General features: G+C 63.6%; 10 protein-coding genes and 1 pseudogene. 10 read left to right on the forward strand and 1 reads right to left on the reverse strand.

Annotation, left to right across the window (positions count from 1 at the left end):
- The 6 genes from glpD to A3736_RS02320 all read left to right on the forward strand — a co-directional run.
- On the forward strand, positions 1-854 hold an 854-nt coding region (glpD, locus tag A3736_RS02295), incomplete at its 5' end, for a glycerol-3-phosphate dehydrogenase (protein ID WP_156501930.1).
- A gap of 50 nt (positions 855-904) precedes the next feature.
- Entirely contained in the window at positions 905-4117 is a 3213-nt protein-coding gene (gene putA / locus A3736_RS02300) for a bifunctional proline dehydrogenase/L-glutamate gamma-semialdehyde dehydrogenase PutA (RefSeq protein ID WP_067678662.1), read from the forward strand.
- 49 nt (positions 4118-4166) lie between these two features.
- Entirely contained in the window at positions 4167-4694 is a 528-nt protein-coding gene (locus A3736_RS02305) for a hypothetical protein (RefSeq protein WP_067678665.1), read from the forward strand.
- Positions 4695-4749: 55 nt separating this feature from the next.
- Positions 4750-5304: a dCTP deaminase gene (dcd, locus tag A3736_RS02310; protein ID WP_067678668.1), complete on the forward strand. Its 555-nt coding sequence runs from the start codon at positions 4750-4752 to the stop codon at positions 5302-5304.
- Positions 5305-5350: 46 nt separating this feature from the next.
- Positions 5351-6535 carry a trans-acting enoyl reductase family protein gene (locus tag A3736_RS02315; protein ID WP_067678671.1) on the forward strand — a complete coding sequence of 395 codons (1185 nt, stop codon included), beginning with the start codon at positions 5351-5353 and terminating at the stop codon, positions 6533-6535.
- Positions 6536-6579: 44 nt separating this feature from the next.
- The gene (locus A3736_RS02320; RefSeq protein ID WP_067678674.1) at positions 6580-7038 is read left to right on the forward strand and encodes a DoxX family protein; all 459 of its coding nucleotides are present in this window, start codon (positions 6580-6582) and stop codon (positions 7036-7038) included.
- 69 nt (positions 7039-7107) lie between these two features.
- Here the strand turns inward: A3736_RS02320 and A3736_RS02325 are convergent, their stop codons facing one another.
- On the reverse strand, positions 7108-9318 hold the full coding sequence (locus A3736_RS02325; protein WP_067678682.1) for a TonB-dependent receptor: 2211 nt from the start codon (positions 9316-9318) through the stop codon (positions 7108-7110).
- Positions 9319-9487: 169 nt separating this feature from the next.
- Between A3736_RS02325 and A3736_RS02330 the strand changes: the two genes are divergently transcribed.
- The 4 genes and pseudogenes from A3736_RS02330 (at position 9488) to A3736_RS02345 (ending at position 15434) form a co-directional block, all read left to right on the forward strand.
- Positions 9488-11026 carry a DASS family sodium-coupled anion symporter gene (locus tag A3736_RS02330; protein ID WP_067678677.1) on the forward strand — a complete coding sequence of 513 codons (1539 nt, stop codon included), beginning with the start codon at positions 9488-9490 and terminating at the stop codon, positions 11024-11026.
- A 372-nt stretch (positions 11027-11398) separates the two neighbouring features.
- The gene (locus A3736_RS02335) at positions 11399-12691 is read left to right on the forward strand and encodes a site-specific integrase (RefSeq protein WP_067678679.1); all 1293 of its coding nucleotides are present in this window, start codon (positions 11399-11401) and stop codon (positions 12689-12691) included.
- 390 nt (positions 12692-13081) lie between these two features.
- Positions 13082-14021: pseudogene (locus A3736_RS02340) on the forward strand (nucleotidyltransferase).
- A 324-nt stretch (positions 14022-14345) separates the two neighbouring features.
- Positions 14346-15434: an IS110 family transposase gene (locus tag A3736_RS02345; RefSeq protein ID WP_067678685.1), complete on the forward strand. Its 1089-nt coding sequence runs from the start codon at positions 14346-14348 to the stop codon at positions 15432-15434.
- The last annotated feature ends 78 nt before the right edge of the window (positions 15435-15512 follow it).

A 15512-nucleotide genomic window follows, 5' to 3' on the forward strand; every position in this document is an offset into this window, starting at 1 on the left:
GGATCGCAGGGCTGGCGTTGGGCAGGGGGACGCCCGCGCGCTTGCGGCTGGTCAAGGGCAGCCACATCATCGTGCCGCGCCTCTATAAGGGCGCCCATGCCTATATCTTCCAGCAAGAGGACGGGCGGATCGTGTTCGCGATCCCCTACGAGCATGATTATACGCTGATAGGGACGACGGACGAAGCGTTCGACGACGATCCCGGCACGGTCGCCATATCGAAGGAAGAACGCGCCTATCTGCGCGAAGCGGTGGGCGGATATTTCCGCACGTCCATCGCGGAAGAAGATATTGTCTCGACCTATTCGGGTGTGCGCCCTCTCTACGACGATCACGCCGACAGCGATTCGACCGTTACGCGCGATTACGTGTTCGAACTGGACGCCGAAGAGGACGCCGCGCCGATCCTGTCGATCTATGGCGGCAAGATCACCACGTTCCGCAAGCTCGCCGAACACGCGCTCGAAAAACTGTCCGGCCATCTGCCGATGCGCGATGCGTGGACGAAAGATGCGCCGCTGCCGGGCGGCGACATGGCGGATTTCGAGGAGTTTCTGAAGCGCACGGGCGAACGCCATTCCTGGCTGCCGCCCAAGCTCCTGCGCCGTCTGGTCCGGGCCTACGGCACGCGGATCGACCGCGTGATCGGAACGGCGGACGGGATGGACCGGATGGGCGAACATTTCGGCGGCGATCTTTACGAAGCGGAGCTGCGCTATCTTGCCAGCGAGGAGTTTGCCCGCACCGCCGAAGACGTGCTCTGGCGGCGCAGCAAGCTCGGCCTGCATGTGCCGGACGCTGCGGCATCGCGGATCGACGCGTGGTTCGCCGCGCAGGCCCAAGACCCTCGATAGGGAGTCGACTTCGCTTGATTGCGACCCTCATGGGGTCCACATGCTCACGCATGAACGTCCATTCTCAGCACATGCCCGCCTCGTCCAGCCGCGCCACCACGCGCGCGATCGCTTCCGATCCGCTCGACAGGACGGTGTTGCGACAGGCCTACCGGATGGAGGAAGAAGCCTGCATCGCGGAGCGTCTCGACCAAGCGCGCGCCGTCAGCCAGGCGCATGAAAATTCGCACGCTCTGGCGGTCCGGCTGGTGGAAGGCGCGCGCAAGCGCAAGGCGAGCGGGATCGACGCCTTCCTGCAGCAATTCGGCCTCGCTACGGAAGAAGGCATCGCGCTGATGTGTCTCGCCGAGGCGTTGTTACGCGTGCCCGATGCGCAGACCGCCGATGCTCTGATCCGCGACAAGATCGGCGATATCGACTGGCGCGAACATCTCGGCGAAAGCAGCAGCACCTTCGTCAACGCCGCCACCTTCTCGCTTATGCTGACGGGCGAAGTGCTGGAGCGTCCGCTGGAAAGCCAGAAGGGCATGCGCCGCACTCTGAAGGCGGCTGTCAATCGCCTCGGCGAACCGGTGATCCGCAAGGCCACGCTTCAGGCGATGCGCATCCTCGGCGGCCAGTTCGTGTTTGGCCGCACCATCGACGAAGCGCTGAAGCGCGCCCAGCCCGAGCGCGCGCGCGGCCTCACGCACAGTTTCGACATGCTGGGCGAAGCGGCGATGACCTTCGACGATGCCGAACGCTATCGCGTATCCTACGAACAGGCGATCGATCGCCTCTCGCGCGAAACTGCATCGGGGCTGACCACATCGCCGGGCATCTCGGTCAAGCTGTCCGCGCTCTATCCCAAATATGACTTCATGCATGGCGATGCCGCCGTCGCTGCGCTCGTGCCGATCGTCCACGCTCTGGCGAGCCGGGCGCGCGATGCCGACATGCATTTCACCATCGATGCGGAAGAAGCCGAACGGCTCGACCTCTCGCTCGACGTGTTCGAAGCGCTGGTGGCCGATGACAGCCTGTTCGCGAACGGCAAGGCGGGCGGCTGGACCGGTTTCGGCCTCGCCATCCAGGCCTATCAGAAGCGCGGCGTTCCGCTGTGCGACTGGACCGCCAAGCTGGCACGGCGCCATGGGCGCAAGCTGTTCGTGCGGCTGGTGAAGGGCGCGTATTGGGATACCGAAGTCAAATTGAGCCAGGTGGGCGGATACAAGGATTTCCCTGTCTTCACGCGCAAGATCGCGACCGACGTGTCCTATCTCGCCTGTGCCGAACGGCTGCTGGCGGCGGGCGATCTGGTCTATCCCGCCTTCGCCACGCACAACGCCTACACGGTCGGTGCGATCAAATCGCTGGCCGAGCGTGAAGGGCGCGCAGCGTCGAGCGGGCAGGATACGCCCAAATTCGAGTTTCAGCGCCTGCACGGCATGGGCGAGGACATCTACGGCGCTCTCGCCCAGGAAGAGGGCAATGCGCGCACCCCGGTGCGGATCTATGCGCCGGTCGGCAGCCACAAGGATCTGCTCGCCTATCTGGTGCGGCGCCTGCTCGAAAACGGGGCCAATTCCAGCTTCGTCAATCGCATGGCGGACGTCGATGTCCCTGCCGAGGATCTCGCCACCGATCCGGTCGCTGAGCTGGCGGCGATGGCGCCGCGCCGCAATCCCGACATCCCGCTGCCGAAGGATATCTTCCCCAACCGCGTGAACAGCGCCGGGATCGACCTCGCCGATCCGCTGGTGCGCGAACCGCTCTTGGAGCGTCTGGAAGCGCTCGAAGAGAAGCACTGGCACGCCCAGCCCACTTTCATGAGCGACGAAGAGGGCGAGATCGCCCCGATCGACAAGCCGCACGATCTGAACGACGAAGTCGGCACGCGGCGCGATGCGCTGCCGCACGAGGTCGAGGATGCGATCACCCGCGCGCTCGAGATCCAGCCGCGCTGGAACGCTTTCGGGGGCGAGCGCCGTGCGCTCTTGCTGGAAGAGGCGGCGGATCTGTTCGAGGAGCACACTGACGAATTCCTCTCGCTGTGCCAGCGCGAGGCGGGTAAGACCCTGCCCGACGCGGTGCTCGAACTGCGCGAAGCGGTCGATTTCCTGCGCTATTACGCGCTCGAGGCGCGGCGCCAATTCGCCGAGCCGATCATGCTGCCGGGCCCGACGGGCGAAGAGAACCGGCTGACCATGGCCGGGCGCGGCGTCTTCGCCACGATCAGCCCGTGGAATTTTCCGCTGGCGATTTTCATCGGCCCTGCCGCCGCGGCTCTCGCAGCAGGCAACACTGTTGTAGCCAAGCCCGCCCCACAGACGCCGCTGATCGCCGCCTTCGCGGTTAGGCTGTGCCACGAGGCGGGGATTCCGCCCGAAGTGTTCCAATTGCTGCCCGGCGCTGGCGAGGTCGGTGAGATGATTACGTCCGACCCGCGCCTTGCCGGCGTAGCCTTCACCGGATCGACCGCCACCGCCCAGGCGATCAATCGCGGTCTCGCTGCGCGCGAGGGGCCGATCGCCACACTGATCGCAGAGACCGGCGGCCAGAACGCGATGATCATCGATTCGACGGCCCTGCCCGAGCAGGTCACGCGCGACGTCGTTGCCAGCGCCTTCCAGAGCGCAGGCCAGCGCTGTTCGGCCCTGCGCACGCTCTACATCCAGGAAGACGTCGCTGACGAGATGCTGACGATGATCCGCGGCGCCTTCGAAGCGCTGACGATCGGCGATCCGCAGGATCTCGCCACCGATGTCGGCCCGGTGATCGATCCCGACGCCAAGGCCGCGCTCGAACGGCACGTCGCCCGGCGCAAGAAGAACGGGCGGCAGGTCTGGCGGCGCAAGCTCAACAAGGGGCTGGCCGCCGGATGCTTCTTCGCGCCGACGATCATCGAGATGGATTCGATCCTCGATTTGAAGCGCGAGAATTTCGGGCCGATCCTGCACGTCGTGCGCTATCGCGCCGATCAGCTGGGCCAGGTGGTCGAAGATATCAATTCGACCGGCTACGGCCTCACGATGGGGCTCCATAGCCGGTTGGAAGCGACGCGCGAATTCGTCGAGGCGAGGGCGCGGGTCGGCAATTTTTACGTCAACCGCAACCAGATCGGCGCGGTCGTCGAAAGCCAGCCCTTCGGCGGCGAGGGCATGTCGGGCAGTGGCCCCAAGGCGGGCGGCCCGCATTACGTCGCGCGCTTTGCGACCGAGCGCGTGGTCTGCATCGACACCACGGCGGCGGGCGGCAATGCAACGCTGCTCGCATCGCTCTGACGCGCCTTTTCATTGAAGGTTCAAACACGAACGGGTTAGGACGCGCATCATGCGTATCCTGACCCAGTTCGTTCTCGCCCTGACCGCCCTTTTCTGGGCCGCCGCCGCGCAAGCCGAGGTGCGGGTGACCTTCCACAGCTTCGACGGGTCGGTGCTGTTCGGGCGCTATCCCCACACCTTCATCTCGATGGAAGGGACGCTGGATGACGGCACCCCGGTAAAGGAGAATTACGGCTTCTCCGCCAAGAGCGCTGGGCCCGCCGTGCTCGCCGGGCCGGTCAAACACATCGTGATGACCGAGAAGGACAAATACGTCCGCTCCACCAATCGCCATTTCACTGTGACGGTGGACGATGCCAAATATCACGACATCCGGCGCGAGGTCTTCCGCTGGCGCCACGCGCCGGGCAAGTATTACGATCTCGACACGCGCAACTGCATCCACTTCGTCGGCACGATCGCGCAGATGGTCGGCGTGAAGGTGGACTATCCCGAAAAGATGCTGCGGCGTCCCAAGGCCTGGCTCAATCACATCACTGCGATGAACCCGCAATTGGGTGCCACCCAGATCGACTGAGGGTAAATGCGCGGCAACGCTTGCCCGCCGGTCCGCCATCGGCGATCACATTCCAATGGCGATTCTCTCCGACAAATGGATCCGCGACAAGGCGCTGAACGAGGGCATGATCGAGCCCTTCGTCGAAGCGCAGCGGCGCGACGGCTGCATTTCCTACGGGCTCAGCTCGTTCGGTTACGATGCGCGGGTCGCGCCAGAGTTCAAGATCTTCACCAATGTCGACAGCGCGGTGGTCGATCCCAAGGATTTCGCCGCCAACAGCTTCGTCGATCGCGAAACCGATGTCTGCGTGATCCCGCCCAACAGCTTTGCGCTCGCCCGCACGGTCGAATATTTCCGCGTGCCCGAAGACGTGCTGGTCATCTGCCTCGGCAAGAGCACCTATGCGCGTTGTGGGATCATCGTGAACGTCACCCCGCTGGAGCCGGGCTGGGAAGGGCATGTGACGCTCGAATTTTCGAACACCACGCCGCTGCCTGCGAAGATCTACGCCAATGAAGGCGCGTGCCAGTTCCTGTTCCTGCAGGGCAACGAACGGCCTGAAGTCACTTACAGCGACCGGGCGGGCAAATATATGGGCCAGCGCGGGGTGACGTTGCCGAGGCTTTGACTCGAAAGCTCCCCGCGCGCATTCAGGCGCTACAGGGAGAACGATGATGAGCAAATCCGCACGCGAATTCGATATCGTGGTCTATGGGGCGACCGGTTACACGGGCCGCCTCGTCGCCGAACATTTCGTCCGCGAATATGGGAGCGCCGCCGATGCTCCGAAATGGGCGATGGCGGGCCGCGACCCAGGCAAGCTCGAGCGGGTGCGCGACGAGATCGGTGCGCCGTCCTCCACCCCTCTGATTGTCGCCGATGCGGAGGACACCGCCTCGCTCGATGCGATGTGCGAGCGCACGAGCGTGGTGCTCTCCACGGTCGGTCCCTATCAGCTCTACGGCGATGCCCTCGTCGCCGCCTGCGTCAAAGCGGGCACCGATTATGCCGATCTTTGCGGCGAACCGGCCTGGATGCACGAACAGATCGCGCTCCATCACGAAGCCGCCAAGAAGACCGGCGCGCGCATCTGCTTTTCGAGCGGGTTCGATTCCATCCCCTTCGATCTGGGCGTGCTGATGCTCCAGAAGGAAGGCAAGACGCAGAACGGCAGTCCCGCTCCGCGTGTGAAGGGCCGGGTGCGCGCGATGCAGGGGACGTTTTCGGGCGGGACCGCCGCCAGCCTCGGTGCGACCATGAAGGCGGCGGCGAAGAAGCCATCCCTGATCAAGATCCTCAACGATCCCTTCGCGCTGACGCCCGGTTTCGAAGGGCCGGACCAGCCCAACGGCTTGATCCCGCATTACGAGGACGAGCTGGGCAAATGGGCCGCCCCTTTCATCATGGCCTCGATCAATACGAAGAACGTCCACCGCACCAATTACCTGCGCGGCCATCCCTACGGAAAAGACTTCCGTTACGATGAGATGATGCTGACCAGCCCCGGCGAGGCAGGCAAGGCCGCCTCCGATGCGGTGACCAAAATGCTCAAGAACCCCTTCGGCGCGAAGCCGCCCAAACCCGGCGAGGGCCCGAGTGCCGAAGAACGCGAGAACGGCCATTACGATCTCGTCTTCGTGGGAGAATGGCCCGATGGGAAGCGGATGCATTACGCGGTCAAGGGCCGTTACGATCCGGGTTACGGATCGACCAGCCGGATGCTGGGCGAAACCGGCATGGCCTTGCTGGAATGCGACGAGCCTGGTGGAGTCGGCACGCCGGGCAGTTTCTTGGGCGAAGCGCTCGTCGAGCGCCTGCGCGACCACGCCGCGCTCACTTTCCAGTTGGAGAAAGGTTGAGCGCGGTGCCATGATCCGTCCCCGACCAAACGGGGAGAGATTTCATGGCTACCATTGCGGCGATCGCCGGGCGCATCTGTATCGCGCTGCTGTTCATTCTGGCCGGCCTCAACAAGGTGATGGATCCGGCCTCGACCGCCGAATACATCACGGCGCAGACGACCCTTCCCGGCAGCCTCGCCATGCCGACCGGCGTGTTCGAGATCGTTGCCGGGCTGATCCTGGCGAGCGGGTTCATGACGCGGCTGGCCGCCGTGGTTCTCGCCGGCTTTACCGCGATCACGATCGTGCTGTTCCATTACCAGGTCACCGACCCGGCCCAGGCGCAGGCGGCGCTCAAGAACCTTGCCGTGATCGGCGGGTTGCTGATGGTGTTCGCCTATGGCCAGGTGCGCGGCAGGATCGGCACGGTGGCCGAACGCGACAAGCGGATGGAAGCGGAATTGAAAGCGGCTCGCGCCGAAGGTCGGGCGGAAGGCGCGGTCGAGCGTCCGACCGACTGAGAGCGATAGAAACCCGGCGCCGCCTTTCCGATCGGGATTGGCGTTGCCGGGTTTTCCGACCGGCTATCGTCAGAAGCTGGCGAGCAGGCTGACTTTGAAATTGCGGCCTGCCAGCGGCACGAAATCCTTCGTGAAGCTGGCATGGCGGCGCCCGGTGACGTCGAAGATATTGTCCGCCTTCACCATCACGCGCACCAGATCGTTTCCGCGCAAGGGGCTGAAGGCCAGCGAGGCGTTGACGAAGGTGAAATCGTCGGTGGTCGTCTCGAACGGCGCGATCTCGTCCTGTTCGCCGAAATACTGCACCTCGACCCGGCCGTCGATCCCGGCAAAACCTGCATCGAGGGCGGCAAGGGCGCTGAATGGCGGGATGCGCGGCAGCGGGGTGCCGTCGTCGAGCTTGGCCTCGATATACGATCCGCGCAGATCGGCGCCGAGCGTGAAGCGGTCGGACTGGACCAGCGGCAGTTTCACCTCGCCTTCGATCCCGAAATAGTCGGCATCGGACTGGAGATACTGGAAGACCGGCAGATCGTCTTCTTCCGCGCCGGTGGCTTGCAGGAAGATGTAGTCGTCGAACCAGTTCTGGAACACCGAGACCGATACCGTCGCCGGGCCGACCTCGCCGCGCACGAAGCCTTCGAGGCCCCAGGCGCTTTCCTTGGTCAGATCGACATTGCCGATCTCGAAGGCCTGCGTGGCGATGTGGGGGCCGTTGGCGAACAATTCCTCGCCGCCCGGTGCGCGCTCGGCCCGCGATCCGGTGATGCCGATGCGAAGGCGGTCGTCGCCGCCCGGCTCGTAGACCAGCGACAGCGCGCCCGAGAACAGGTCGAAATCGCGTTCGACGCCCAGCGGGACCGATTCGATATTCGCCATTTCGTAGCGCGCGGCGCCTTCGATCTGGAAAAAGTCGAGATCGTATTCCTGGAGCGCGAAGATCGCGAACTGATCGGTGCGGTTGGGCGCGACGAAGGCCTCGTCCCCGATCGCTTCGAAATCGCGGTAGTAATACTGGACGCCCAGCGTTCCGCCGAGGCGGCCGCTGTCGTTCTGAACCAGCTCGGCGCGCGCCTCGATGCCAGCGACGTCGAACACGGTGCCGACCTCGTCCCCTTCGAACTCGGTGTGGGTATAGTCCGAATAGCCGACCCGCGTTCGCAGCATCGAGAAGAAGCCGTCACCGAGTGCGAGTTCGCCGCGCATGTCGGCGCGAAATTGCTTGAGCCCGATCGATACCTGCTCTTCGCCGCCTTCTTCTTCGCCTTCCTCGCCCCCTTCATCGCCATGCGCATGGCCGGTGCCCGGACGGCCCGGAACACCATAGGCGCTGTCGTAATAGCCTGCCGAAAAGCCCAGATTGCTCTCGCCCGCGAACAGGGTGAGGCCGCCATTCACCGAATAGGTTTCGGTATAACTGTTGGGGAGGATGCCGCGCTGGTCGGCGGCTTCCTGCAATTCGGCTGCTTCTTCGAGATTACCTTCGGCGGTCTCTTCTGCGACATCGGCGAGGATGTCCGCGCGTAAGGCGGGCGACAACGTGAAGCCGGGCACCTCCAGGTCATTGGTGTTGCGATACGACCCGTCGACATGGGCGACGAAATACTCGCCCAAGGGCAAATCGAGCGAGGCGGCCCCGCTTCTCAGATCATAGGCGGTGTCGGCTTCGGCCAGGACGTCGAGATGGAAGGGTTCGTTGAGGCGGCGGGTCGGGATGCGCTTATCGATGATGTTCACCGCACCGCCGATGGCTTGGCTCCCGTAGAGAAGGACCGCGGGGCCGCGCAGGATTTCGATCCGCTCGGCAGTCAGCGGCTCTACCGAGACGGCGTGGTCGGCGGAGGTGTTCGACACGTCGATCGCGCCGATCCCGTCGATCAGCACCTTGACCCGCTCGCCTTCGAAGCCGCGCAGCACCGGGCGCGAGGCACCGGGCGAGAAGCTGGTGGCGGACACGCCCGGCTGCTTGGCGAGGATTTCGCCGATCTGGCCATTCATCTCGCGCTGCAATTCGCGCCCTTCGACAAGCGACGTGCCGGCGAGTACGTCGAGCTGTTCCAGGCCGGGCGCGGTCACGACGATGACGCCGTCGGGACCGACCTGACGATTGTGAAGATCGTCCTCGCCAGCGGACCGGGCACTGTCGGTATCGGCCGAGGTCGGCTGTGCCGGTACCTGTGCCTGGGCCTGCGCGAAGCTGGGCGTGGCGGCGAGAGCGAAAGCGAGCGCGGCGAGCGAAGACGCGGTGCGGAGTGGCGAGTGGTTTGAACGATACAACATATCGCGCGCCATTAGCGATCCGAACGCGCGGTGCAAGCCTTGTTTCGCCCAAAGGAGATCGGACGGTGACGAACGGCATGGCTTGCGAGTCCCGACCTGCACGGCAATCGAAATTTCTTGCGCCCCGACCGCGTCGCGCCATAGCTGGCGACCACGGGAGGGACTTGGAATGACATCTGACAGTGGGCGTTCCGCGCGCCTTATCTGGAGCCTGCGCGTTCTCGGCCCGATCGCCGCGCTTGTCGTCTGGCTGGCGCTGGGCGGATCGCAGGGCCTTCCGCCGGACGCTCGCTTCGTCGCTGCGATTGCCACGCTGATGGCGATCTGGTGGATGACCGAGGCGATACCGCTTGCGGCGACTTCTCTCCTGCCAATCGTTCTCATCCCTGCCCTCACCGCGATCACCGTGGGAGAGGCGACGGCGCCCTATGCCAGTTCGATCGTTTTCCTGTTTCTGGGCGGCTTCCTGATCGCGATCGCCATGGAAAAATGGCAGCTGCATCGCCGCATCGCTCTGCTTACGCTCGAGCGCGTGGGCGCCGAACCCCGGCGGATCGTGCTCGGCATGATGCTGGCGACCGGGTTCCTGTCGATGTGGGTGTCGAACACGGCGACGACGCTGATGATGCTGCCGATCGGCCTGTCCCTTCTCGCCCTGCTGGTCGAAAAGAGTGCCGCCGTCGAAGGGGCGCCGCTGGAGAGCCACGAAGATATCGCCGCGCTGCCAGACGAGAATATTCGCCGGTTCGGCGTCTGCCTGATGCTCGCCATCGCCTGGGCGGCCAGTATCGGCGGGCTCGGCACGCTGCTCGGCAGTCCGCCCAACGCCATCGTCGCTGGCTATGCCGCGGACGAATTGGAACGCGACATCGGCTTTCTGGAATGGATGATGATCGGCGCGCCGCTGGCGCTCGTTTTCATCCTCGTTTCCTGGGTGCTGATGACACGCTTCCTCTACAGCTTCTCGCTCGCCGAAATACCCGGCGGGCGAGCGATGATCGCAGACGAGATCCGCAAGCTCGGTCCGATGGGTCAGGGAGAGCGCGCGGTCCTGTTCGTGTTCTGCGCGGCGGCGTTCCTGTGGATCGTGCCCGGAATTCTTGCCGATATCCCCTCCATCGCCGCCCCCGCCCCCTGGCTGGGCGAATTGGACGACACCGCGATCGCCATCGGGGCGGGTATCGCGCTGTTCCTCATCCCTGCACGCGGACGGACCGAGATGGTGCTGGACTGGCGCGATGCCGAGAACGGCCTGCCATGGGGCGTGCTTCTGCTGTTCGGCGGCGGCCTGAGCCTTGCCAGCGCGGTTGCGGCAACCGGGCTCGACGGATGGTTCGGCGCGCAGGTCGCGGGACTTGAGGCGCTGCCCACGATTCTGCTGGTCGCGGCAGTCGTGACGCTCACCATCTTCCTCACCGAAGTGACAAGCAACACCGCCACCGCCGCCACCTTCATTCCGATCCTGGGAGGCGTGGCGGCGGGCATCGGAATGGACCAGATGAGCCTGCTGATCCCGGTCGCGCTGGCGGCGACCTGCGCTTTCATGCTGCCGGTCGGCACGCCGCCCAATGCCATCGTGTTCGGCACCGGATCGGTCACGATCGCGCAGATGGCCAAGGGCGGCATCTGGCTGAACGTCGTCGGCATCCTGCTCATCACAGGCTTCTGCTACCTGCTGGGCGGCTGGGCGATGTGGCTGATCTATTAGAGGCGCAAACGGCGGAACGGCGCGCGCCGGGCCCCGAAGGGCTGCGCCGATATCATCCGAATGTTTTGGAAATGGAGCGGGCGAGGCGATTCGAACGCCCGACCCCAACCTTGGCAACTGCCCCTTCGCATTTTCGCTACCGTTTCCGAATTTAGTGAAATATGCGGTATTCCACGCAATATCAATTGCTTACTTTTCACTCCGAGTCGCCGTTAGTACGCTGCGATTTCCGGCGGTTTCCCTCCTACTGCTTCCCCCCTGCTTCCCCGGCCATGCTGCACCTGCGTGGGGAAGCAAATATAAAGCGCGTGGGCCGCCGGAGCGCAGGAGCAACTTCGAAAGGAATGACAACTCAAATCACGGACAAATCGCATGACCAGATTGACTAAACGCACCGTCGAGGCGCTCAAATCCAACCGGGGGCGCGACACCTTCCTTTGGGACAGCGAACTGCGCGGTTTTGGCGTTCGCGTGAAACCCAGCGGCACCAAAACCTTTATCATCCAATATCGAAACCAAGAGGCGAGGACCCGTCGCTGTGTCATAGGCCAGTATGGAGTCCTGACTGTCGAACAAGCCCGCGACCTCGCTCAAAAGAAGCTCGCCGCCGTGATCGACGGAGCCGACCCATCCGCCGAACGGCACTCGGCCCGCACGGGGCTGACAATCGCAGCAGTTTGCGATTGGTATCTTGCCGAGGCCGAAGCCGGTCGGCTGATCGGACGCAATCGCCGCCCCATCAAGGCGTCATCAATCGCAGGTGATCGAAGCCGTATTGAACTCCACATTAAGCCGCTGATCGGCAATCGCGTGGTCAGCCAATTGAAATTGGCAGATATTGAACGCTTGCAAGGTGATATTGCGGCTGGTCGAACCGCCCGAGCGAGGCGCACAGGCCGAGGTGGGCAAACGGCTGGCGGCTCAGGCGTTGCTGCCCGCGCCATCAGCACACTTCGCGCTCTACTCAATCACGCCCGCCGCCTCGGCATTATTGAGGTTAGTCCGGCAACAGGCGTGCGCATCATGGCCTCGCAGAAGGTGAAGCGATATCTGAGCGCTGGCGAAATCCGTCACCTTGGCAAGGTGATGACGCAGATGGAACGCGAGGGCGAACACCCGACCGGCCTTGCTGCGATCCGCGTCATGCTTCTCACCGGTTTTCGCCGCATGGAAGTGCTGGCAATGCACAAGGCATGGGTTCAGCCCGACGACAATCTCGTCCGTTTTCCGGATACCAAGTCCGGTCCGCAGTCCCGCGTGGCCGGAGACTCAGCAATGCAAGTGCTGGAGGCTCAAGCTTTGTCCAGTCATTCGCCCTTCATCTTCCCGGCGGATTGGGGCGATGGGCATTTTATAGGCGTCGTACGGGTGCTGGGCCGGGTCTGCGTGCGGGCAGGCCTGGACAAAGTGACACCGCACACCCTGCGCCACAGCTTTGCCAGCATGGCAGCGGCGCAAGGATTCAGTGAACTGACCATCTCGGGCCTACTCGGTCATGCCCCGCGCGGCGTCACCCAGCGCTATGTGCATCTGGATACCGCGCTCGTCATTGCGGCGGATCAAGTGGCCGCAGAGATTGCGCGACTATTGGACGGTGGCGAGTTGCAGAGCGTGCGGGAGATCAAGCAAGCGCGCACACTGGCAGCTTTGCGTGCAGTGGCATGACGCCTGCTTGGCTAGGATTGCCCAGAAGTCAGATTGAAAGACTGCGGCAACTCTTGGATAGCACCGCTCCAAATCAAGCTCCATCCCCAGAAATGCGGATGGCTGCCCCTGTGGATAGCGCTGTGACCGCTTCGGACCATCGGGAACCGGGGGGCACGGACGATCGGGAACCGAAAACTCGGACTATCGGGAACCCAAACAGGCCGCAAACCCGCAGGATTGCTGCGCCCCAGCGTCCCTTAACTTTGCTAACGAACAATCCTAGTCGGATTGTTGCTAACGTGGAGCTGCCCGCGCGCGGCTCCTCAGCGCTATGGGTGGCGCCATCGCCACGCGCTCTTCGTCACTGGGCAGGTGCAAGCAGCCAAACAGCTTGCTAGGGATCGAGAGATGAAGACCGACCTCGATCATCTGCCCCCCGCAAAAGCAGCGCGAGATCGAGCGCGTGGTACAGCTGATCTTCGAGGAGTTCGACGATGCCTTCGCGCTATCGAAGCACGAATGGAAGAAGGCCGGGCGCATCCTGAAGGTAATCCTCTACGGCAGCTATGCACGCGGGACCTGGGTCGATGAGCCGCACACCGCCAAAGGCTATCAGTCGGACTATGACCTACTCATCATTGTCAACGATAAGCGGCTGGTCGACCGGGTCAAATACTGGGCTAAGCTTGATGACCGGCTGATGCGCGAATACGGCGTGACCAAGTCGCTCAAGACGCCGGTCAATTTCATCGTTCACACCTTGCAGGAGGTGAACGACGGGCTTGCGCATGGGCGCTACTTTTTCATGGATGTGAAGCAGGACGGGATCGCGCTTTACCAGTCTGATGACACCGAACTCCACACGCCCAAGCCCAAAACGCCTACGCAAGCGCTCGCCATGGCGCAAGAGTATTTCGACGAGTGGTTTCCTCTTGCGACGAGCGCGAAGAAAGGATTCCACTTTTTCCTGGGGCAGGAAGAGTGGCGTGACGCTGCTTTCATTCTTCACCAATCCACAGAGCGTCTTTATCACTGCGTGCTGTTGGTCTGCACGTTCTACACACCTCACGTGCACAATCTCGGATTTCTTCGTACCCAGGCCGAGCGCATCGATCCGCGCCTTACCTATGTCTGGCCGCGCAAAACCAAGCGCAACCGCGCGCGCTTCGAAAAGCTCAAAGAAGCATACGTCAAGGCGCGCTACTCAAAACACTACCGCATCACTAAGGAAGAGCTTGAATGGTTTGGCGAGCAGGTCGAGGAACTGGGCCGTGTGGTTCACGAGGTCTGTTCCGAGCGCCTCGACAGGCTCAGGGCAGAGGCGCTCGCACGGCCCGACAAGGGCTAACCGACCGCCGACCGTCAGCCGCTTTACATGTCCTGTCACGGCAGTTCGCTTGTTGCGCGGGCGCAGTTTCGATGCGCTCCCAGCACCCGTTCGCGTGCAGTCTCGCTCCATCCGTCGCATCGCTAGGTAGCTTTGCCTGACCCTAGAACCAGTGTCCGTAAGCGTCCGATTTTTAAGGGATAATTGAGTGCCGCTGTATTTGGCGAGGACTTGGCGGCGCGCACGAAGGGTGCGCCACCTTCGTTCGCTGGTGATCTTGCTTGCACCTCTCCCGCGCTCGGCGCTTCCTCCGCTCCGGTTCAACGCAAGCGAAGGAGTCGGATGATGGAGTACTTTGCAGGCCTCGATGTATCGATCGAGGAGACCGCGATCTGCGTGGTGGGCGATGACGGCAAGGTGGTGCTGGAGACCGAGGTCCCGACCGAGCCGCAGTTGATCGCCGATGCGCTAGAGCGCTTTGCCGGGCGTCTGCGCCGGGTCGGCCATGAGGCGGGATCGATCTCGCCGTGGCTGCATGCTGGATTGATCGAACTGGGGCTTCCCGCTGTCTGCCTGGAGACCCGCCATGTGCGCGCTGCGCTGTCGGCCCAGCGCAACAAGACCGATGCCGCCGATGCGCTCGGCATCGCCCATATCATGCGCACCGGGTGGTTTCGCGAGGCGCATATCAAGACCGAAGACTGCTACCGGATACGCCTGCTGCTGGTGCAGCGGCGCAACCTGAAGCGCAAGTTCCTCGATATCGAGAACGCCATCCGCCACTCGCTGAAGGTGTTCGGGATCCGGCTCGGCAAGGTCGGTCGCGGATCGATGGAGAAGGCGGTGCGCAAGGCGGTCGCAGACGATGCGATGACCGCCGGGCTGATGGAGTGCATGCTCCGAGCCCGCGCAGCGCTGTGGGCGGAGTATCTGATCCTGCACAAGCTGGTCACCCAGCTCGCGATGCGCGACGAGCTGTGCCGCCGGTTCATGGCGATCCCGGGCGTCGGCCCAGTGACCTCCCTGAGCTTCAAGAGTGCGATCGACGATCCCGCCCGGTTCCGCCGCTCGCGCAATGTCGCGGCCTACTTCGGGCTCACCTCGCGCCGCTGGCAGTCTGGCTCATCGATCGACGTAAAGGGGCGGATCAGCAAAGCGGGCGACCCAGACGTGCGACGCGCGCTCTACGAGGCCGCTTCGGCGATGCTCACAAGGTTCAAGGGCCGCGACACGATCAAGACATGGGGGCTGAAGCTCGCGAAGACCAAGTGCCACGCCAAGGCGCGCGTCGCGGTCGCCCGCAAGCTTGCCATCGTGATGCACGCGATGTGGCGCGACGACACGTTCTATGTCGGCGATCCCGACGCCGAAGCGCACGAGACCGACAGCGCCTACGCAGCGAAGATGCAGCGGCTGAGCCTGGCGCGCTCATGATGACGAACACGCCAACCGCAGCCGGCTGACGGCTCGACGACATATGGAGGTCCGCTGAGGCGGCAGAAGGAATGATAC

The organism is Erythrobacter sp. HI0063, from assembly GCF_001635685.1.
Taxonomy (GTDB): Bacteria; Pseudomonadota; Alphaproteobacteria; order Sphingomonadales; family Sphingomonadaceae; genus Qipengyuania.

Coding starts and splice junctions, on each gene's coding strand:
- A3736_RS02320 (WP_067678674.1), top strand. CDS start 6,580: ATGGCTACCATTGCGGCGATCGCCGGGCGCATCTGTATCGCGCTGCTG.
- A3736_RS02305 (WP_067678665.1), top strand. CDS start 4,167: ATGCGTATCCTGACCCAGTTCGTTCTCGCCCTGACCGCCCTTTTCTGG.
- A3736_RS02330 (WP_067678677.1), top strand. CDS start 9,488: ATGACATCTGACAGTGGGCGTTCCGCGCGCCTTATCTGGAGCCTGCGC.
- A3736_RS02345 (WP_067678685.1), top strand. CDS start 14,346: ATGGAGTACTTTGCAGGCCTCGATGTATCGATCGAGGAGACCGCGATC.
- A3736_RS02325 (WP_067678682.1), bottom strand. CDS start 9,318: ATGTTGTATCGTTCAAACCACTCGCCACTCCGCACCGCGTCTTCGCTC.
- dcd (WP_067678668.1), top strand. CDS start 4,750: ATGGCGATTCTCTCCGACAAATGGATCCGCGACAAGGCGCTGAACGAG.
- A3736_RS02315 (WP_067678671.1), top strand. CDS start 5,351: ATGAGCAAATCCGCACGCGAATTCGATATCGTGGTCTATGGGGCGACC.
- A3736_RS02335 (WP_067678679.1), top strand. CDS start 11,399: ATGACCAGATTGACTAAACGCACCGTCGAGGCGCTCAAATCCAACCGG.
- putA (WP_067678662.1), top strand. CDS start 905: ATGAACGTCCATTCTCAGCACATGCCCGCCTCGTCCAGCCGCGCCACC.